20 protein-coding genes are annotated in these 19,314 nt (G+C 73.0%); 13 read left to right on the forward strand and 7 right to left on the reverse strand.

Annotated elements, in window-relative coordinates:
* The first annotated feature begins 401 nt into the window (after positions 1-401).
* Together E1266_RS13205 and dnaE are read left to right on the forward strand one after the other, a co-directional pair.
* Entirely contained in the window at positions 402-1,253 is an 852-nt protein-coding gene (locus tag E1266_RS13205) for an AraC family transcriptional regulator (RefSeq protein WP_132046643.1), read from the forward strand.
* 127 nt (positions 1,254-1,380) lie between these two features.
* Positions 1,381-4,911 (forward strand): DNA polymerase III subunit alpha, encoded by a 3,531-nt coding sequence (gene dnaE, locus E1266_RS13210; protein ID WP_132046644.1) that lies wholly within the window; start codon positions 1,381-1,383, stop codon positions 4,909-4,911.
* A 44-nt stretch (positions 4,912-4,955) separates the two neighbouring features.
* Here the strand turns inward: dnaE and E1266_RS13215 are convergent, their stop codons facing one another.
* The gene (locus E1266_RS13215; protein WP_132046645.1) at positions 4,956-5,660 is read right to left on the reverse strand and encodes a DUF6882 domain-containing protein; all 705 of its coding nucleotides are present in this window, start codon (positions 5,658-5,660) and stop codon (positions 4,956-4,958) included.
* Between the two features lie 97 nt (positions 5,661-5,757).
* On the opposite strand from E1266_RS13215, the gene E1266_RS13220 reads away from it, so the two are divergent.
* A complete protein-coding gene (locus E1266_RS13220) occupies positions 5,758-6,390 on the forward strand; it encodes a hypothetical protein (RefSeq protein ID WP_243718397.1) in 633 nt (210 codons plus the stop codon).
* On the opposite strand, the gene ybaK is transcribed toward E1266_RS13220, so the two are convergent.
* Positions 6,274-6,789, reverse strand: coding sequence for a Cys-tRNA(Pro) deacylase (gene ybaK, locus E1266_RS13225; protein ID WP_132046646.1), 516 nt, complete (start codon positions 6,787-6,789; stop codon positions 6,274-6,276). The two genes, E1266_RS13220 and ybaK, sit on opposite strands and share 117 nt — an antisense overlap.
* A 23-nt stretch (positions 6,790-6,812) precedes the next feature.
* The gene (locus E1266_RS13230; RefSeq protein WP_132046647.1) at positions 6,813-7,475 is read right to left on the reverse strand and encodes an LON peptidase substrate-binding domain-containing protein; all 663 of its coding nucleotides are present in this window, start codon (positions 7,473-7,475) and stop codon (positions 6,813-6,815) included.
* A gap of 223 nt (positions 7,476-7,698) precedes the next feature.
* Here E1266_RS13230 and E1266_RS13235 point away from each other — a divergent pair, with 223 nt between their 5' ends.
* The 8 genes from E1266_RS13235 (at position 7,699) to hisF (ending at position 14,000) form a co-directional block, all read left to right on the forward strand.
* The gene (locus tag E1266_RS13235) at positions 7,699-8,511 is read left to right on the forward strand and encodes a PhzF family phenazine biosynthesis isomerase (protein WP_132046648.1); all 813 of its coding nucleotides are present in this window, start codon (positions 7,699-7,701) and stop codon (positions 8,509-8,511) included.
* An 86-nt stretch (positions 8,512-8,597) separates the two neighbouring features.
* A complete protein-coding gene (hisD, locus tag E1266_RS13240; RefSeq protein ID WP_132046649.1) occupies positions 8,598-9,932 on the forward strand; it encodes a histidinol dehydrogenase in 1,335 nt (444 codons plus the stop codon).
* Positions 9,929-11,077, forward strand: a complete 1,149-nt coding sequence (locus E1266_RS13245; protein ID WP_132046650.1) for a histidinol-phosphate transaminase — start codon at positions 9,929-9,931, stop codon at positions 11,075-11,077. The genes hisD and E1266_RS13245 overlap by 4 nt, the downstream gene beginning before the upstream one ends.
* Positions 11,074-11,667, forward strand: coding sequence for an imidazoleglycerol-phosphate dehydratase HisB (gene hisB / locus E1266_RS13250; RefSeq protein ID WP_131983120.1), 594 nt, complete (start codon positions 11,074-11,076; stop codon positions 11,665-11,667). Before E1266_RS13245 ends, hisB begins: the two co-directional genes overlap by 4 nt.
* Positions 11,668-11,670: 3 nt before the next feature.
* Positions 11,671-11,841: a hypothetical protein gene (locus tag E1266_RS37975; RefSeq protein WP_165966071.1), complete on the forward strand. Its 171-nt coding sequence runs from the start codon at positions 11,671-11,673 to the stop codon at positions 11,839-11,841.
* Positions 11,838-12,473, forward strand: coding sequence for an imidazole glycerol phosphate synthase subunit HisH (gene hisH, locus E1266_RS13255; RefSeq protein ID WP_132046651.1), 636 nt, complete (start codon positions 11,838-11,840; stop codon positions 12,471-12,473). The genes E1266_RS37975 and hisH overlap by 4 nt, the downstream gene beginning before the upstream one ends.
* Before the next feature lie 49 nt (positions 12,474-12,522).
* On the forward strand, positions 12,523-13,242 hold the full coding sequence (gene priA / locus E1266_RS13260; protein ID WP_132046652.1) for a bifunctional 1-(5-phosphoribosyl)-5-((5-phosphoribosylamino)methylideneamino)imidazole-4-carboxamide isomerase/phosphoribosylanthranilate isomerase PriA: 720 nt from the start codon (positions 12,523-12,525) through the stop codon (positions 13,240-13,242).
* Positions 13,239-14,000 (forward strand): imidazole glycerol phosphate synthase subunit HisF, encoded by a 762-nt coding sequence (gene hisF, locus E1266_RS13265; protein ID WP_132046653.1) that lies wholly within the window; start codon positions 13,239-13,241, stop codon positions 13,998-14,000. Before priA ends, hisF begins: the two co-directional genes overlap by 4 nt.
* A gap of 16 nt (positions 14,001-14,016) precedes the next feature.
* Here the strand turns inward: hisF and E1266_RS13270 are convergent, their stop codons facing one another.
* Positions 14,017-15,663 (reverse strand): CocE/NonD family hydrolase, encoded by a 1,647-nt coding sequence (locus E1266_RS13270; RefSeq protein ID WP_132046654.1) that lies wholly within the window; start codon positions 15,661-15,663, stop codon positions 14,017-14,019.
* Positions 15,664-15,888: 225 nt separating this feature from the next.
* On the opposite strand from E1266_RS13270, the gene E1266_RS13275 reads away from it, so the two are divergent.
* On the forward strand, positions 15,889-16,509 hold the full coding sequence (locus tag E1266_RS13275) for a hypothetical protein (protein WP_132046655.1): 621 nt from the start codon (positions 15,889-15,891) through the stop codon (positions 16,507-16,509).
* A gap of 27 nt (positions 16,510-16,536) precedes the next feature.
* Here E1266_RS13275 and E1266_RS13280 read toward each other — a convergent pair whose 3' ends face one another.
* Entirely contained in the window at positions 16,537-17,712 is a 1,176-nt protein-coding gene (locus E1266_RS13280) for a winged helix DNA-binding domain-containing protein (RefSeq protein ID WP_132046656.1), read from the reverse strand.
* A 19-nt stretch (positions 17,713-17,731) separates the two neighbouring features.
* A complete protein-coding gene (locus E1266_RS37980) occupies positions 17,732-18,073 on the reverse strand; it encodes a hypothetical protein (RefSeq protein ID WP_165966072.1) in 342 nt (113 codons plus the stop codon).
* A 125-nt stretch (positions 18,074-18,198) separates the two neighbouring features.
* Here E1266_RS37980 and E1266_RS13290 point away from each other — a divergent pair, with 125 nt between their 5' ends.
* On the forward strand, positions 18,199-18,831 hold the full coding sequence (locus E1266_RS13290; protein WP_165966073.1) for a 1-hydroxy-2-methyl-2-butenyl 4-diphosphate reductase: 633 nt from the start codon (positions 18,199-18,201) through the stop codon (positions 18,829-18,831).
* Here E1266_RS13290 and E1266_RS13295 read toward each other — a convergent pair.
* The gene (locus E1266_RS13295) at positions 18,804-19,283 is read right to left on the reverse strand and encodes a hypothetical protein (protein ID WP_132046658.1); all 480 of its coding nucleotides are present in this window, start codon (positions 19,281-19,283) and stop codon (positions 18,804-18,806) included. The genes E1266_RS13290 and E1266_RS13295 overlap by 28 nt on opposite strands.
* Positions 19,284-19,314: the final 31 nt, after the last annotated feature.

Here is a 19,314-nt window from a genome sequence, read left to right on the forward strand (position 1 = left end):
CGACGTCCTTGACCTGACCGCCGGAGCTGTCGGCGGCGTAGTCGCACGTGCCCGCCTTCGCGTCGTACGGCTTGGGCCCCGTGCTCGGCGGCGCCGTGGCCGGCGGCGTCGAGGACCTGGTCGTGCATGCGGGGTCTCCCTCTGGTGCGGCGGCCTTCCGCGCAAGGGGGATGTCGCGCCCGGGCCGCGTCCGTTCAACAGAAGAGGCGGGGCCCGCGATGGGCTCCGCCTCGGCCGGCTCCGGGGGTCGTCGCTCAGGTCGCGGCGACCGGCTCGTCCGGAGCCGGCTGCGTAAACCCGAAATGGCGACGTTCCACGGTCCGATGGTACGCGGGAACCGCGGCCGCTCCAAACGGCGGACAGGCCGTCTCAGTTAGTGAGACGCGGATAAGATGCCCGATATGGGGGCGGAGGTGGCATACCACTACCGGCATCCGGCGCTGCCGGACGTCGACCTGCTGCGCGCGCGCTTCGTGACGCACCGCTTCAACCGGCACACCCACGACGGGTACGTGTTCGGCGTCATCGAGGCGGGCGTGGAGGAGTTCGAGCTCGGTACGGGCGTCGAGCGCGCCGGGGCCGGCTCGGTCGTGGTCGTCAACCCGGGCGTCGTCCACGGCGGTCACGCGGGGACGCCGGAGGGCTGGGCGTACCGTGTGCTGTACCCGCCGGTGGACGTGGTGACCGACGTCGCCGCCGACCTGGGCGCGCGTCCCGGCACCCCCGCGTTCCCGGACCCCGTCCTGGACGACCCGGCCGCCGCCGAGATGCTGCGCGCCGTGCACCGCGCGGGGGAGAAGGGGGACGCGCTGGCCGCGTCCACCCTGCTGCGGACCGCGCTGGCCGGCCTGCTCACCCGGCACGCCCGCGTCCGGGGGCACCGCGCGTCCGCGGCCGTGCCGCCCGCCGTGCGCGAAGCGCGCGACATCCTGCACGCGAACCTCGTCGACCCGCCGTCACTGGACCGGCTGGCCGAGGCCGTCGGGACCCGCCCGTTCCCGCTGCTGCGGGCCTTCCGCGACACCGTCGGGCTGCCGCCGCACGCCTACCTCAACCAGGTGCGGGTGCGGGCGGCGCGCGCCCTGCTGGACGAGGGCCTGCCCCCGGCCGACGTCGCGGCGCGCACCGGCTTCGCCGACCAGGCCCACCTGACCCGGCACTTCAAGCGCACCCTCGGTGTCCCGCCGGGCGCCTACCGTAGTGCCCGCGGGATTGGGCGCGTCGGGGCGCGTGGGCCGCGGGAGGCGGGTTAGGCTCTTCGCACCGCGTCATCCCGGCGCCCCGGCCCGGGTTGACGATCTTCCCCCGGGACCGATCGCGCGACACGTGCCGGCCACGCACGTGGGCGTTCGCATGCGATGAGCAGGAGGCGCAACAGGCATGCCCGACTCTTTCGTTCACCTGCATGTTCATACGGAGTACTCCATGCTCGACGGAGCCGCTCGCCTGAAGCAGATGTTCGAAGAGGTCGAGCGGCAGCGGATGCCCGCGATCGCCATGACCGACCACGGCAACATGCACGGCGCCTACGACTTCCACAAGCGGGCGATGGCGGCCGGGGTCACGCCCATCATCGGGATCGAGGCGTACATGGCGCCCGAGTCCCGGTTCCACAAGAAGAAGGTCCAGTGGGGTGAGCCGAGCCAGAAGCGCGACGACGTCTCCGGCGGCGGCCTGATCAACCACAAGACGCTCTGGGCGCGGAACAGGACGGGCCTGCACAACCTGTTCAAGCTGTCGAGCCGCGCGTACACCGAGGGGTTCGTCTTCAAGTACGCCCGCATGGACGAGGAGCTGCTCGCCGAGCACGCCGAGGGCCTGATGGCCACGACCGGCTGCCCGTCCGGCAAGGTGCAGACCCGGCTGCGGCTCGGCCAGTTCGACGAGGCGCTCAAGGCCGCGGCCACGTTCCAGGACATCCTCGGCAAGGAGAACTACTTCCTGGAGCTGATGGACCACGGCCTCGACATCGAGCGGCAGGTCCGCCAGGGCCTGATCGACATCGGCAAGAAGCTGAACATCCCGCCGGTGGTCACCAACGACTCGCACTACACGCACGAGTCGGAGGCCACCGCGCACGACGCGCTGCTGTGCGTCCAGGTGGGCAAGCAGCTCGCCGACCCCGACCGGTTCCGCTTCAACGGCAGCGGCTACTACATCAAGACGGCCGAGGAGATGCGCGGGATCGACACGTCCGGCATCTGGGCCGAGGGGTGCCGCAACACCCTCATGATCGCCGAGCGGGTCGACCCGTCCGGCATGTTCGAGTCCAAGGACCTCATGCCCCGCTTCCCCGTCCCGGAGGGCGAGACGGAGGAGAGCTGGTTCCGCAAGGAGGTCTGGAACGGCCTGGAGCGCCGCTTCCCCGCCGGCCTGCCGGACGGGTACCGCGAGCAGGCCGAGTACGAGATGGGCGTCATCCTCGGCAAGGGGTACCCGTCCTACTTCCTCGTCGTCGCCGACTTCATCAACTGGGCGAAGGAGAACGGCATCCTCGTCGGCCCGGGGCGGGGCAGCGCCGCGGGCTCGCTGATCGCGTACGCGATGGGCATCACCGACCTCGACCCGATCCCGCACGGGCTGATCTTCGAGCGGTTCCTGAACCCCGAGCGCGCGTCCATGCCCGACATCGACATCGACTTCCCTGAAGACCGGCGCGCCGAGGTCATCAAGTACACGACGGAGAAGTGGGGCGCCGACAAGGTCTCGTTCATCGCCACCTTCGGCACCATCAAGGCGAAGGCCGCCATCAAGGACGCCGGCCGCGTCCTCGGCTTCCCGTACGCGCTGGGCGACCGGATCTCCAAGGCGTTCCCGCCCACCGTGATGGGCAAGGACATCCCGCTGTCGGGGATCTTCGACGACAAGCACCCCCGCTACGGCGAGGCGGGCGAGCTGCGCAAGCTGTACGAGGAAGAGACCGACGTCAAGCAGATCATGGACCTGGCGCAGGGCCTGGAGGGGCTGATCCGCCAGACCGGCGTGCACGCCGCCGGGGTCATCATGTCCGGTGAGTCGATCACCGACCACATCCCGATCATGCGGCGGGACGCCGACGGCGCCATCATCACGCAGTTCGACTACCCGACCTGCGAGACGCTCGGCCTGCTGAAGATGGACTTCCTGGGCCTGCGCAACCTGACGATCATCGACGACGCCCTCCAGGGGATCAGGAAGAACAAGGGCACCGAGGTCAACCTGCTCGACCTCCCGCTGGACGACCAGCCGACCTACGACCTGCTCGCCCGCGGCGACACGCTCGGCGTGTTCCAGTTCGACGGCGGCCCGATGCGCTCGCTGCTGCGGCTGATGAAGCCGGACAACTTCGAGGACATCTCCGCCGTCGGCGCCCTGTACCGGCCGGGTCCGATGGGCGCCAACTCCCACACCAACTACGCGCTCCGCAAGAACGGCCAGCAGGAGATCACCCCGATCCACCCGGAGCTGGAGGAGCCGCTCAAGGAGATCCTCGACACCACCTACGGCCTGATCGTCTACCAGGAGCAGGTCATGGCGATCGCGCAGAAGGTGGCGGGGTACACGCTCGGGAAAGCGGACCTGCTCCGCCGCGTCATGGGCAAGAAGAAGAAGGCCGAGCTGGACGCCCAGTTCGTCGGCTTCGAGAAGGGCATGCTCGACAACGGCTTCTCCAAGGAGGCCGTCAAGACGCTGTGGGACATCCTCGTCCCGTTCTCCGACTACGCGTTCAACAAGGCGCACTCCGCCGCGTACGGCCTGGTCTCCTACTGGACGGCGTACCTCAAGGCGAACTACCCGGCCGAGTACATGGCCGCCCTGCTGACGTCCGTCGGCGACGACAAGGACAAGAGCGCCCTCTACCTGAGCGAGTGCCGCCGGATGGGCCTGACCGTCCTGCCGCCGGACGTCAACACCTCCGAGGCCGACTTCACGCCGCTCGGCGACACCGAGATCCGCTTCGGGCTGTCGGCGGTCCGCAACGTCGGCACCAACGTGGTGGACGGCATCGTCGCGGCCCGCAAGGAGAAGGGCGCCTACACCGACTTCAACGACTTCCTCAACAAGGTCCCGCCGATCGTGTGCAACAAGCGGGTCGTGGAGTCGCTGATCAAGGCCGGGGCGTTCGACGAGCTGGGGCACCGGCGCAAGTCGCTGCTGATGGTGCACGAGCAGGCCATCGACTCCGTCATCGACATCAAGCGCAAGGAGGCCGTGGGCCAGGACTCCCTGTTCGGGGCGCTGGAGGAGGAGGGCGGCGACGACGCGTTCGCCGTCACGATCCCCGACGGCGACGACTGGGACAAGACCACGCTCCTCGCGTTCGAGCGGGAGATGCTCGGCCTGTACGTGTCCGACCACCCGCTCCTCGGCGTGGAGCACATCCTGGAGCGCGAGGCCGACTGCGCGATCGCCGCGCTGAACGAGGGGGAGCGGCCGGACGGCCAGGTCGTGATCGTGGCGGGCCTGCTGTCGGGGCTCCAGCGCAAGGTCACCAAGCAGGGCAACTCGTGGGCGATGTTCCAGCTGGAGGACCTCGCCGGCTCCATCGAGGTGCTGTGCTTCCCGTCGTCGTACCAGCTGTGCTCCACGCTGCTCGCCGAGGACGCGATCCTGGTCGTCAAGGGGCGGCTGGACCGCCGCGAGGACGTCGCGAAGATCATCGCGATGGAGGTCACCCAGCCGGACCTGACGGTCACCGACGCGTCCGGGCCGTTCTCGGTCACGATGCCGCTCGGCCGCTGCACGCCGCCGACGGTGTCGCGGCTGAAGGAGGTGCTGATCACCCATCCCGGCACCGCCGAGGTCCACCTCCACGTGCAGAACGGCCCGCGCACGACGGTCGTCCGCCTGGACGACCGCCTGCGAGTGGCCCCGTCCCCAGCACTGATGGGCGACCTGAAGCAACTCCTGGGCCCCTCCTGCCTGGGCTGATCTCCAGCGCCCGGCCCGGTGCCTCGCACCGGGCCGGCGCGAGGTCAGGTGCCGAGGGAGACGGGGGTCAGTTCCGCTTTCCAGCCGACGAAGCGGCCGAGTCCGTCGAAGGTGGCGCGGGCGGTCCCGCCGCCGGCCGGCAGGGCCTCGGTGAGCACGTCCGTCTGCCGGAACGGGACGCGGTGGTGCGACAGCAGCCCCGCGAGCGTCAGCCGCGGCTCGTGCGGGAACAGGGCGGCCGCGTTGGTCAGCAGCCGGGGGACCGTGACGGGGTCCCACCGGGCGGGCGGCGCCTGCGGATCGTCCACGTGGAGGTAGGCCGAGCCGCCGTCGTAGCCGGCGCCGATGTACCCGCCGCCGCCGAGGACGCCGCCCGCGGCCATCGCGACCAGTTCGCCGCCGTGCCCGGCGGGCCCCTCGTACCAGGACAGGTCGACCTCGGGGGTGGTGAACTCGGTGATGCCGAGCCGCTCGCCGAGCGTCCGGATGCCCAGGGTCGGGGTGACGGCGGGGTGCGCGTCGCCGAACTGCGGATTCGCCCATCCCCACAGCCAGGTCCGCTCCCGGGCGGCGTAGCTGCCGAGCAGCGAGACCCGGACGGTGACGCCGCCGCTGGAGTAGGTGCGGGCGGTCAGGTCGGCGCTCCAGTCCTCGCGCGGCAGGAACTCGGCGAGCGTCTCCTGCTGCTGCAGGACGACGGCCGCCAGCGCGGCGCCGAGGCGTTCGAACGCGGGACTGAATCCGGACATGTCGGGCACATTATCCCAGTAGTCGGGGCGATCGTGGGCCGGAATCGGGCAGGCTAGGCTTTCGCTGTCAGTGGACTCACATCTAGGAGCGTACGAGGTGCGGGGACCCGCGGGGAGGCTCTTGGCGGTGCGGTTCTTCGCGGCGAGGCCCTGGGCTGCTGGAGTGGTCATCGCCGCCATCATGACGCTCCTCGGACCGCTCGCGGGGCTCCTCTGGGCCGTCACGGTCCCCGAGGTGACGTATGTGATCGTCCAGGGTGAGGCCCTCCTCGCCGACCCGGAAGGGCAGGGCCCGATCGGCGTGGACGCGCGGTTCGCGCTGATCTGCGCCGTCGCGGGGCTGCTGTGCGGCGCCGCCGCCTACCGGGCCGGCGGTCGCCGCAACGACATCGCGCTGCTGCTCGGGCTGGCCCTGGGCGGTTGCGCCGCGGCGCTGCTCGCCTGGCGGACCGGACACGCGATCGGGCTCGCGGACTTCCAGGACGCGGTCCGGACCGCGCCCGACCGGACCACCGTGGCCGGTGTCGCCGAGCTGCGCGCCAAGGGCCTCCTCGTCTCCTGGGCGCTGCCCGCCGTCGCCGCGTACGCGCTGCTGGAACTGGTCGTCAGGCGGCTACCCGCGGGCGATCGGGGCGAGCCGGGCGCCGGTGAGCCGGACGAGGTCGGCGGGCACCAGCTCGATCTGGAGTCCGCGCCGGCCGGCCGAGACGTAGACGGTGGCGAGCGCTGACACCGACTCGTCGATCACGGTCGGCAGCGTCCGGCGCTGCCCGAGCGGGCTGATCCCGCCGACGACGTAGCCGGTGGCGCGCTCGGCGTCGCGCGGGTCGGCCATCCGCGCCTTCTTGCCGCCGGCGGCCGCGGCGAGCGCCTTCAGGTCCAGGCTCGACGAGACGGGGACGACGCCGACGGTCAGCCGCCCGTCGACCTCGGCGAGCAACGTCTTGAACAGCCGCCCGTGCGGGACGCCGAGGGCGTCGGCGGCGGCCTCCCCGTAGGACTCGGCGTCCGGGTCGGCCTCGTAGGAGTGCAGCGTGAACTCGATCTTCGCCCGGGCGGCGGCGACCGTCGCGGGCGTGCCCGTGCCGCCCCGCGCCGCCTTGCCGCCCCTGGATTTCGCGGTGCTCATGGGGGCAGTCTCCCGCGATCGCGTCAGTTGGGGTGGAACGACCCGTCCAGGAACTGCCCGGCCGGGATCATCGGGAGCACCTCCAGGATGCGGTTCTCCCTCGCCAGCAGGTCGCGTTCGGCCTCCAGGCGGAGGGTGGCGTCCTCGCATTCCAGGAGCCGCTGCTTGTCGTGGCCGTCCAGGACGAGCGACGCCGCGATCATGTAGGACAGGGCCACCGGCTCGGCGGGCGCCTTCTCCTCCGCGAGCCGCCCCGCGCCGGACGCGCCCATGCGGTGCCGGTACAGCCGGTACAGCCGGTGGACGTGCCGCGCGACGGGCCAGGGGTCCGCGCCCGGGTCCTCTGGGAGGTACTCCACCTCGCCCTGGAGGTAGGGCCGGGACCGGTCCAGCTCCTTCAGCCGGAACCGCCGGGAGCCGACCGTCACGATGTCGTACCGCCCGTCGGGGTGCTGGGTGCTCTCGCGCAGCTCGGCGACGCAGCCGACCTCGGCGAGCCGGTGCGCCGCGCTCTCGCCGACCTCGTGGCCGAGCTCGATGCCGACGACGCCGAAGCAGCGCGGCTCGGGCCGGTCCAGCAGGTCGGAGATCAGCCGCCGGTACCGGTCCTCGAACAGGTGCAGCGGGAGGACGAGCCCTGGGAACAGCACGGTGCCCAGGGGGAACAGGGCGAGCCGCTCGGTCACACTTCTTCTCCCACGCTTCCGGGCGCCCCGGGGGGAACGCCTTGTTACGCCAGAGTACGTCCAAGTGGATGATCTTGGTAAGGGCTCGTTTTTCAGACTGTGAAGCGGCCGAGTCATCTCGCTGGTCAAGACGGCGGCACGGTTCCGGCCCGGCGCCGGAAGCGGGCCACTCCCGCCGATCGGCCCTGCCGCCCTCGCGGGGGCGGCCGGTAGCGTCGGCGCCATGAGGATGCTCGTCGTGGACGCCTTCACCGACCGCCCGTTCGCCGGCAACCCCGCCGCGGTGTGCCTGCTCCAGGACGCCGCCGACGCCGGGTGGATGCAGCGGGTCGCCGCCGAGATGAAGCACGCCGAGACCGCGTTCGTCCGCCCCGTCGACGACCCCGGCGCGGAGTTCGAGCTGCGCTGGTTCACGCCGGTGGTCGAGGTCGCGCTGTGCGGCCACGCCACCCTCGGCGCCGCGCACGCCCTGTACACCGCCGGGATCGTGGCGCCCGGCGTGCCGATCCGCTTCCGGACGCTGGAGAGCGGCGTCCTCACCGTCACCGGGGACGGGACGGGGGAGCTGTCCATGGACTTCCCGGCCTGCCCGCCCGACCCTATCGACGTCCCCGCCGGACTCGCCGAAGCGCTCGGCGTCCCGGTGGTGGCCGCCGGACGCAGCGCCCAGAACGACGTGCTCGCCGAGGTCGCCGACGAGAAGGCCGTCCGCGGGCTCGGCCCCGACGTCCCCGCGCTCGCCGGGATCGACGCCCGCGGCGTGATCGTCACCGCGGCGGCCGGGCCGGGCCGCGACCACGACTTCGTGTCCCGGTTCCTCGCCCCGCGCGTCCTGCCCGGAGACGGCGAGGACGCCGTCACCGGCTCGGCGCACTGCGCCCTCGCGCCGTACTGGGCCGAGCGCCTCGGCCGCGACACCATGACCGGCTTCCAGGCGTCGGCGCGCGGCGGATACGTCCGCGTGGCGCTGCGCGGGGACCGGGTCGCCCTCTCCGGCGCGGCGGTCACCGTGCTCGACGGCGAGTTCCTGGCCTGACGGGCGCCTTCCTGCGTGACCGACACCTCTGTCTCGGCACCTGAGACACGGGGCGAGCGGTGGATCGCACTCCGTAGACTGGACGGGTGATTTCCCGTATCGACCTGCGCGGCTCGCTCCCCGGCGACCTGCGCTCCGTGCTGCCCCGCGCCGATCTCGACGTCGAGGCCGCCCTGGACAAGGTGCGGCCCATCTGCGAGGACGTCCGGCATCGGGGCTCCGCGGCGGTCCGGGAGCACACGAAGAACTTCGACGGCGTCGAACTGGACGACGTCCGGGTCCCGGTCGAGGCGGTCCACCGGGCGCTCGCCGGCCTCGACCCGGCCGTCCGCGACGCGCTGGAGGAGAGCATCCGCCGCGCCCGGATCGTGCACCGCGCCCAGCGCCGCGACGACGTCACCACGCAGGTGGTGCCGGGCGGCACGGTCACCGAGCGCTGGATCCCGGTCGAGCGGGTCGGCCTCTACGTGCCGGGCGGGCGGGCCGTGTACCCGTCCAGCGTGGTCATGAACGTCGTCCCCGCGCAGGAGGCGGGTGTCGCCTCGCTGGCCGTCACCTCGCCCGCGCAGCGCGAGTTCGGCGGCCTGCCGCACCCGACGATCCTCGCCGCGTGCGCGCTGCTCGGCGTCGACGAGGTGTACGCCGCCGGCGGCGCCCAGGCGGTCGCGATGTTCGCCTACGGCACCGAGGAGTGCCGCCGCGCCGACCTCGTCACCGGGCCCGGCAACGTGTACGTCGCCGCCGCCAAGCGGCTGCTCAAGGGCGTGATCGGCATCGACGCCGAGGCCGGCCCCACCGAGATCGCGATCCTCGCCGACGCCACCGCCGACCCGGTCGACGTCGCCGCCGACCTGATCAGCCAGGCCGAGCACGACACGCTCGCCGCCGCCGTGCTGGTCACCGACGCGCCGCGGCTCGCCGACGAGGTCGAGACCGAGCTGAAGGCGCAGGTCGCCCGCACCAAGCACACCGAGCGGATCACCGAGGCCCTCGCCGGGCGGCAGTCCGGCATCGTGCTCGTGGACGACGTCGAGGCGGGCCTGAAGGTTGTGGACGCCTACGCCGCCGAGCACCTGGAGATCCACACCGCGGACGCCGCCGCCGTCGCCGCCCGCGTCCGCAACGCCGGGGCGATCTTCGTGGGGCGGCACGCGCCGGTCTCGCTCGGCGACTACCTCGCGGGGTCCAACCACGTCCTGCCGACCGGCGGGTGCGCCTGCCACTCGTCCGGGCTGTCGGTCCAGTCGTTCCTGCGCGGCGTGCACGTCGTGGAGTACGACCGCGACGCCCTCGCCGAGGCCACGGCCCGCGTCGTCGCGCTCGCCGAGGCGGAGGACCTGCCCGCCCACGGCGCCGCTCTGAAGGCCCGTTTCGGCGGAGCCGTACCAGACGAGCACGGTGATTGGACGATACCTTCGTGACCTCGCTCGACGACCTGCCGCTGCGGGACGACCTGCGCGGCCGCGAACCCTACGGCGCGCCCCAGCTGGACGTCCCGTACGCGCTGAACACCAACGAGAACCCGTACCCGCCGTCCGAGCGGCTGGTGAAGGCCCTCGGCGAGGCCGTCATGGACGTCGCCGGGACGCTGAACCGCTACCCCGACCGCGACGCCGTCGCCCTCCGCGAGGACCTCGCCGCCTTCCTCAACGCCGACACCCCCGGGATCGGGCTCACCGCCGGCCGGGTGTGGGCCGCGAACGGCTCCAACGAGATCCTCCAGCAGATCCTGCTGGCGTTCGGCGGGCCGGGCCGCACCGCGCTCGGCTTCGAGCCGTCCTACTCGATGCACCCGATCATCACCGAGGTGTCGGGGACGCGCTGGGTCGACGCCCGCCGCGACGAGGACTTCGGGATCGACCCCGCCCGCGCGGTCGCGGCCGTCGAGGAGCACCGCCCCGACATCGTGTTCCTCACCTCGCCGAACAACCCCACCGGCACCGCGCTGCCGCTGGAGACGATCGAGGCCGTCGCGGGCGCCGCGCCGGGCATGGTCGTCGTCGACGAGGCGTACGGCGAGTTCCGCCGCGCGGAGACCCCGTCCGCGCTGACGCTGCTGGACGGCCGCCCGCGGCTGATCGTCACCCGGACGATGTCCAAGGCGTTCGCGATGGCCGGGACGCGGCTCGGCTACCTGGCCGCGGACCCCGCCGTCCTCGACGCGCTGCTGCTCGTCCGGCTGCCCTACCACCTGTCGGCCGTCACCCAGGCCGTGGCCCGCACGGCCCTCGCCCACCGCGAGGAGCTGCTCGGCGGCGTCAACGCGCTGCGCCGCGAACGCGACGGCCTCGTCGCGTGGCTGCGCGGCGCGGGCTTCGAGGTGGCCGACTCCGACGCCAACTTCGTCCTGTTCGGGACGTTCCCGGACCGCCGGAGGGTCTGGGAGAACCTGCTCGAGCGCGGCGTGCTGATCCGGGAGGTGGGACCGCCCGAGTGGCTGCGGGTCACCATCGGCACCCCGGAGGAGATGGCCGCGTTCCGCACCGCACTGCGCCAATCACGAGGGGGGACGGCCCCCCGCACCCCCCGCCCCGGCTCCGTCGGCGATATTAAGGAGAGTCAGTGAGTCGCAAGGGAAGGATCGAGCGCGGGACCAAGGAGACCCAGGTCCTCGTGGAGATCGACCTCGACGGGACCGGGCAGGTCGACGTCGCGACCGGCGTGGGGTTCTTCGACCACATGCTGGCCCAGATCGGCAAGCACGGGTCGTTCGACCTGACCGTCAAGACCACCGGCGACCTGCACATCGACAGCCACCACACGATCGAGGACACCTCCATCGCCCTCGGCCAGGCGTTCCGGGAGGCGCTCGGCGACAAGGCCGGCATCCGCCGCTTCGCCGACGCGTCGATCCCGCTGGACGAGGCGCTCGCGCAGGTCACCGTCGACGTCTCCGGCCGCCCCTACCTCGTGCACGTCGAGCCGGACGGCATGGCCCCGATGATCGGCCCGGACTACGACACCACGATGACCCGGCACATCTTCGAGTCGTTCGTGTCGAACGCGCGGGTGGCGCTGCACGTCCACGTCCCGTACGGGCGCAACGCCCACCACATCGTCGAGGCGCAGTTCAAGGCCCTTGCCCGCGCGCTGCGCGACGCCGTCGCGTTCGACGCGAAGGTGCACGGCATCCCGTCCACCAAGGGAGCCCTGTAGCCCGTGGAGATCGGCGACCTGCACTTCACCTACGGCAACGTCGCGCTCTTCGCGGTCGCGGTGTTCCTGCTGGCGGGCGTCTACAGCTTCGTCAAGCAGGGCCTCAAGATCGCGGCGCTGATCGTGCTCGTCCTCGCCGCGCTGGCGGTCACCGGGGGTTTCCTGTGGGCGTGAAGGACATCGTCATCCTCGACTACGGCTCGGGGAACCTGCGCTCCGCCGAACGGGCCGTCGCCCGCGCGGGCGCCGACGTGACGGTCACCGCCGACTGGGACGCCGCGCTCGCCGCCGACGGCCTGGTCGTGCCCGGCGTCGGCGCGTTCGCCGCGTGCATGGCGGGCCTGCGCTCGGTGCGCGGCGACCAGATCATCGGCCGCCGCCTCGCCGGGGGGCGGCCCGTCCTCGGCATCTGCGTCGGCATGCAGATCCTGTTCACCAAGGGCATCGAGCACGGCGTCACCACCGAGGGCTGCGACGAGTGGCCCGGCACGGTCGACCGCCTCGACGCGCCGGTCGTCCCGCACATGGGCTGGAACACCGTGGACGCCCCCGAGGGCACCACCCTGTTCCGCGGCCTGGCGGACGCCCGGTTCTACTTCGTGCACTCCTACGCCGCCCGCCGCTGGGACCTGGAGCCCGACCCGACCGGCCTCATCGAGGCGCCCCTGGTCACCTGGGCCGAGCACGGCGGCCGCTTCGTCGCCGCCGTCGAGAACGGCCCGCTGTGCGCCACCCAGTTCCACCCCGAGAAGTCCGGCGACGCGGGCGCCGAACTCCTCCGCAACTGGCTCGGCACCCTCGACTGACACGTCCCGCACCACCTGCCCGCACCACTGGCCTCGATTGGGTTTCCGCATGACTCTGACGCTCCTTCCCGCCGTCGACGTCGCCGACGGCCGGGCCGTCCGCCTGGTCCAGGGCGAGGCGGGCACCGAGACCTCCTACGGCGCCCCGCTGGACGCGGCGCTCGCCTGGCAGCGCGCGGGAGCGGAATGGATCCATCTGGTCGACCTGGACGCCGCGTTCGGGCGCGGCTCCAACCGCGAGCTGCTCGCCGAGGTGACCGGTCGGCTGGACGTGAAGGTGGAGCTGTCCGGCGGCATCCGCGACGACGCGTCGCTGGAGGCGGCCCTCGCCACCGGCTGCGCCCGCGTGAACATCGGCACGGCCGCGCTGGAGGACCCCGAGTGGTGCCGCAAGATCATCGCCTCGCACGGCGAGAAGATCGCGGTGGGGCTGGACGTGCGGGGCACGACGCTCGCCGCCCGCGGCTGGACGCGGGAGGGCGGCGACCTGTGGGAGGTCCTCGCCCGCCTGGAGGACGACGGCTGCCCCCGGTACGTCGTCACCGACGTCACCAAGGACGGCACGCTGCGCGGCCCCAACACCGAGCTGCTCCGCGAGGTCTGCTCGCGGACCGACAAGCCCGTCATCGCGTCCGGCGGCGTCTCGTCCCTGGACGACCTGCGGGCCCTCGCCGGGCTCGTCCCCGACGGCGTCGAGGGTGCCATCGTCGGGAAGGCCCTCTACGCGCAGGCGTTCACGCTCGAAGAGGCGCTGGAGGCCGTCAAGTGACCGTGGCCGTGCGGGTGATCCCCTGCCTGGACGTCGACGCCGGGCGCGTGGTGAAGGGCGTCAACTTCCAGAACCTGCGGGACGCGGGCGACCCCGTCGAGCTGGCCCGCCGCTACGACGCCGAGGGCGCCGACGAGCTCACGTTCCTGGACATCACCGCGTCCAGCGCCGACCGCTCCACGACCTACGACGTCGTCCGCCGCACCGCCGAGCAGGTGTTCATCCCGCTCACGGTCGGCGGCGGCGTCCGCACCGTCGAGGACGTCGACCGGCTGCTGCGCGCCGGCGCCGACAAGGTGTCGATCAACACGGCCGCGATCGCGCGCCCCGAGTTCCTGCGCGAGGCCGCGCACCGCTTCGGGTCGCAGTGCGTGGTGCTGTCGGTCGACGCCCGGCGCGCCGAGGGGACGTCCTCAGGTTTCGAGGTGACCACGCACGGCGGCAGGCAGGGGACGGGCATCGACGCGATCGAGTGGGCCCGCCGCGGCCAGGAGCTCGGCGTCGGCGAGATCCTGCTGAACTCCATGGACGCCGACGGCACCAAGGCCGGGTTCGACCTGGAGATGCTGCGCCGCGTCCGCGAGACGGTCACCGTTCCGGTCATCGCCAGCGGCGGCGCCGGGGCCGTCGAGCACTTCGCGCCGGCCGTTGAGGCGGGGGCGGACGCCGTCCTCGCCGCCAGCGTCTTCCACTTCGGCGAGCTGAAGATCCGCGAGGTCAAGTCCGCCCTGCGCGACGCGGGGCACCCCGTCCGCTGAACAGGCCCCCGGGCGTCTAGGGCCCGCGCCCGTGGACGCTGAGGATGATCGCTGAGGGGTGGTCCGGGTCGTGGAAGAGCTCCTGGGCCGCCTTGACCATCCGGCTTGCGGTGGCCAGGGGGTCGCCGGTGCCGGGGTTGGCGGCGACCTTGGGGTGCGCGCCGCTGGTGACGTGGACGCGGACCCGGTGGCCGCGGGCGAAGCGGTGGGCGGTCGGCCACAGGTCGACGGCGATGCGCCGGACGCCGTCCGTCCCGACCGGCTTCTCGGCGGGGGAGGGGAGCCGCAGGCCGCCCTCGCAGACGTTGCGGGACGTCCCGTCCGGGGCGACGTCGCAGAGCCGGACGATGAAGTCGGTGTGCGCCCGGTCGGAGCGGACGAAGAGGTCGGCGCCGATCGGGCCGATCACGTCGAGGTCGTCCTCCAGGGGCGGTGAGGTGAACACCAGGACGTCCGGGCGCCGCTCCAGCGGCCGGTTGTCGACGGGGCGGGAGCTGCCGAGCAGGGTGGGGCCGCCCAGCGCGGGCGTCGGGCGGGCCGGGTCGAACCGGTACGTGCTCGGGGAGGCGGGCAGCGGGCCGTCCTCGCCGAGGCCCCAGCCGGCGTGCATGTGCCAGCGGACCTGGCGCGCCCCGGGCGGCGGCCAGTCGGCGAAGTGCCGCCACTCCCGCGCGCCCGTCACGTAGACGCGGACGGGGTCGCGTCGCAGTCCCGAGGTGTCGCCGAGCAGGTGGGCGCGGAACCAGGCGAGCGACTCGCGCAGCGCCGGGAGGCCGTGCCGGGCGTCGGTGTGCCACCAGGGGCCGATGGTCAGGTACGGGGTCTGCCCGGCGGCGCGCAGCGCCAGGTAGTCCTTGATCTGCCAGGGCAGGAACACGTCGTACCAGCCGCCGAGGAGGTTGACGGGCGCCTCGACGGTGCCGACCGTCCCGCTGAAGTCGCGGGTGTCCCAGTAGCCGTCCGCGGCCGCGTGGTTGGCGAGGACGTCCTGGTAGAAGCGCATCGGGCGGCCGCCGGTCAGCACGTCCAGCTCGGAGAGGGGGCGGCCGGAGCGGGCGGCGCGCACGGCGCGGCGGCGGGACAGCAGCGGCGCGGTCAGCATCCCGAGCGGCTGCGTCTGCCGTTGCGTGAGGTCGGTCCAGGTGAGGGTGGACTCCAGCGCGAACGACCCGCCGACGTAGGCGGCGTCCCGGAACGAGGACGCGGTGATCTGCAGGGACATCGCCTTCAGCTCGGGGCCCGCCTCGGCGGCGACCGCCCAGGCGGAGTAGCCGAGGTAGCTGGCGCCGTAGGTGGCGAACGTGCCGTGGAACCACGGCTGCCGCTTCAGCCACTCCACGGTGGCGAGCCCGTCGGCGTGCTCGCTGCCGAGCGGGTCGAACTCGCCGCCGGACCCGAAGGTCCCGCGCGCGCTCTGCACCACCAGCTGGAAACCGAAGGGGACGAGCAGCAGGCCGTTGGCGAGCGCGGCCGGACCGCGGCGGCCGTAGGGGGTGCGCACCAGGATCGTGGGCGGGCGGGCGACGCCGGCCGGGACGTACCGGTCGGCGAAGAGCGTCACGCCGTCCGGCATGGCGACCGGTATGTCCCGCTCGACGGTGTAGGGGGCGAGTCCGCGCCGGAGCCGGATAGGCGGCGCGGGCAGTCGGTCCCACGGGGCCATGCCGCCTCCCGAACGCCTGATCTCCATGATGCCGTCGCTTTGCTACTAGTTAGTAAGGTAGCCGGTCCGGACGAATGCGAGCGCCGCCGCCGGACATGCCGATGCCCCATTAGTGACGCGCCCGAACGGGGCGATCCGTGGCCCCTTACAAAGGAGATACCTGGCGGCGGTGGGAACTTGTCTGAGATCGTTACGTTTTCGCGCAACCGGCAGGGAGGGAAACCGATGTGGCCCGGGCCGAACCCGCCGATGGGACCGCCGCCCCCCGGGCGGGGCCAGGCCGGGCCGCCCTGGGCGCAGGCGACGCCCATCCGGCCGAGTGCGGGCTGGTACGCCCTGCCGGTCCTGGTGCTGCTCGTGGCGGTCGCGGGATGCGTCGCGGTGTTCGGGCTGCTGTGGGACGACTCACGCGTCGCCGACGGCCCGTCCGCGAGCGGCGACCCCGCCTCCGGCGTGCAGGTCCAGCTCTCCGACGGGCACGGCTACTTCATCTACGTGCGGACCGGCCAGTCCTCCCCGTTCGCGTGCTCGGTGGAGATGGAGGGCCGGTCGGGCCACATCCAGCTGACCAGGCAGAACGCCTGGAGCGCCACGGAGCGCCCCGCCTACCGCTACACCGCCACGTTCGAGTCGCCCGTGACCGGGACGGCGACGCTCCGCTGCGGCGGCACCGAGGGCCCGCTGCTCGTCACGCCGGACGACACCGTCAACGCCTACCTCGGATTCGCCTTCTTCGCGGCGGTCGGCCTCGCCCTGTTCGCGGTCGTCGCGTTCGTCATCACCATCGTCCGCCGCGGCGGCGCGAAGCGCAGGGCGGCCGTCCTCACCGGCCGTCCCGCCCGCTGAGCCCGCGGGCGGGACCGGCCGGCCGCGTCAGGACGTGAGCTCCCGTTCCAGCGGTGTGCGGAAGCGGGGCGTCGCGCGGACGTCGCCGTACCAGGCCGCCATGCGCGCGGCCTCCCGTTCGACCGCCGCCTCGGCGTCGGCCCCGACGTCCTCCAGGACGCGGACGGCGATCTCGCCGTCCCTGCGCTGCGCCCAGCCGCCGACGATCCGGCCGTCCCACCAGACGGACGGGCCGATGTTGCCGTTGCGGTCGAACAGCCGCGGGCCGTGGTCGCCGAGGAACCAGCCCCGCTCGCGCCAGCCCATCGGTGTCGCGTCGAGGGCGGGCAGCAGCGCGGCCCACGGCTCGGGCACCGGCTCGGGCTCCAGGTCGTCGGACAGCACCACGCCGGTGGCGCCGCCGAGGTCGACCTCGGTCACGTCGAGGAGCGCGAGCGCCTTCCGGACGTCGCCGGCGTTCCAGCCCGTCCACCACTTCAGGTCGGCGACGGGCGCGGGCCCGAACGCGCGCAGCCAGCGGCGCACCAGCTCGGCGCGGGCGGCGCCGGCCGGGACCTCCTCGATGCCGCCGGGCAGCCAGGTCTCGACGGGCGACCACCGGTACTGGCTGCTGGCCCACGTCCCGTTCGGGCGCCCGCGGACGATGCGCCCCTCGCAGCCGAGCGTGACCAGGATCCACGTGGTGACGTTCGTGGGCTTGGAGTACGACTTGCCGGGCGCCGGGTCGACCTGCGTGCGCAGCAGCGGCTCGTCCGCGCTGAGCTGCGCGCCCGTCGCCTCGCCGCGCGCCAGCAGCGCCCGGTGCGCGGCCTCCTCCGCCGCCGCGAACCAGGCGGGCGCGTCGGTGATGTCGCTGCCGCGCTCGATGATCCGGGCATAGGTCGCGCGCTGCTTGGCGGCCAGGGCGTTCGCCGTGGACGCCTGCAGCACCGGGACCAGCTCGACGGGCGCGACGAACATCGTCCGGCGCATCGCGAGCATCCGCAGCAGCGTCCGGTCGTCGTACAGCGCCCGCTCCACCGCCGCAGGGACGGCACCGGTGCTGCGGGCCGCGACCGACAGGAACACGGTGGCCGGGTCGGTCGCGTGCAGCACCACCAGCGACCGCGCGACGGCGGCGGGGTCGTCGGTCCTGGTGCGGGGGGACAGCCGGTGGCGGAGGCCGAGCCGGGCCCGGCGCTCCGCGACGCTCATCGAACGCATGAGCGAATCGTAGCGGGGGTCAGCCGCCGCCGGTGTTGGAGATCTTCACGACGACCTGGTCCTCGGTCACCGACTGCACCGACACGTCGAAGCCCTCGGACTGCTCCCCCTCGCCCACCGGCACCGTCACGGTCTGCCCCGCGACCTTCAGCGTGACCAGCTGGCCGCGCACCTCCACCAGCTCGGCCTTCACACCGAGGATGGACGCGCTCGCCTCGACGCCGCGGTCGAACGTGATCGTGCAGGAGTTCACACCGCACTCGGTGCTGCTGTTCTCACCGCCGCACGCCGCGGCGGCGCCGAGCGGCAGCAGGACGAACGGAAGGACGGCCAGCTTCCGCCGCAGGGGAGTGGAGATCATGATGGCGAGTCTATGGGGAGCACCGCCCGCCGGTGTCCTCCGCGGGACGGATTCGCACGGCACGGATGTGGTACCCCGCGGTGACGCAACTGGATCTCCGGGTGACTTCGTGTTTCGCTGGAGCCGTGATCAGTGACGACGCGGTGGAGTCGCTGCCGGTGGTCGGGCCGGTGGTCTGCGCGGCGCTGGGCATGGAGGCCCGCGCCGTCCGCCGCGGCCTCGCCCGGACCCCCGTCGTGGTCGTCGGCTACCGCGCCCGCCGCGCCGACCGGCTCCCGGACGACTGCGCCGCCCTGGTCACGGTCGGCTTCGGCGGCGCGCTCGACGAGCGGCTGCGGCCGGGCGACGTGCTCGTCGCCGACGAGATCCGCGGCACCGGGCCGGACACCCGGCCGGTGCCGTGCAGCGCGCCGCGCCTGCTCGCCGAGGAGCTCATCAGAGACGGCCTCAGCGTCCAGGTGGGGCCGCTGGTCACCACCACGCGCATCGTCCGCGGCCGGGAGCGGGCCGCCCTGGCCGCGCAGGGCGCGCGGGTCGCGGACATGGAGTCCGCGCTGGTCGCCGCGCGGGCCGGCGCCCGGCCGGTCGCCGCCGTCCGGATCGTCGTCGACGGCCCCGGGCACCCGCTGCTGCACCCGGGCACGATCGGCCGCGGCCTGGCCGCGCGGCGCGTCCTGGCGCGCACCGGCCCCGCCCTGGAACGCTGGGGGGTCCTGCTGGTCAGCGGGGCTCAGCCGCCGTGCTCGCCGCCCCCGTGACCGCCGCCGCTCCCGTTCCCGCCGTTCCCGTGTCCGCCGTTCCCGTCGCCCCAGCTGTGGTCGTCACCGTGGACGATCTTCCCGCCGAGGTCCTTGCGGATCGTCTCCAGCGTCTTCTGCTCGCTCACCACGATCCAGCTCGCCCCCACCAGGTACGCGCCGCCCCAGGGCTTGGCCTCCTCCAGCCAGGTGTTCATCTTCTTGTCGGAGGAGAAGCTGACCAGGACGTAGCGGCCCAGGTCGTTCTTGCAGTTCCCCTGCTCCATGTCGGCCACCTTGCGCTTGCCGGTGACCGAGCAGTTCGTCTGCTCCGCGAGCTCCTGCAGGCTGGCCGGCTCCGGCTTCTTCGAGTCGCCGGAGCCGCCGCAACCGGCCGCCAGCGGCAGCGCCAGCGCCGCCGCTGCGCACAGCAGGGCCTGCTTCTTCGGGACGAGATGGTGTCGGGGACTCATCGCTTCCTCCGGGGTGTACGCGCGATTCAGC

Source organism: Actinomadura sp. 7K534 (genome assembly GCF_004348575.1).
Classification (GTDB): Bacteria; Actinomycetota; Actinomycetes; order Streptosporangiales; family Streptosporangiaceae; genus Spirillospora; species Spirillospora livida.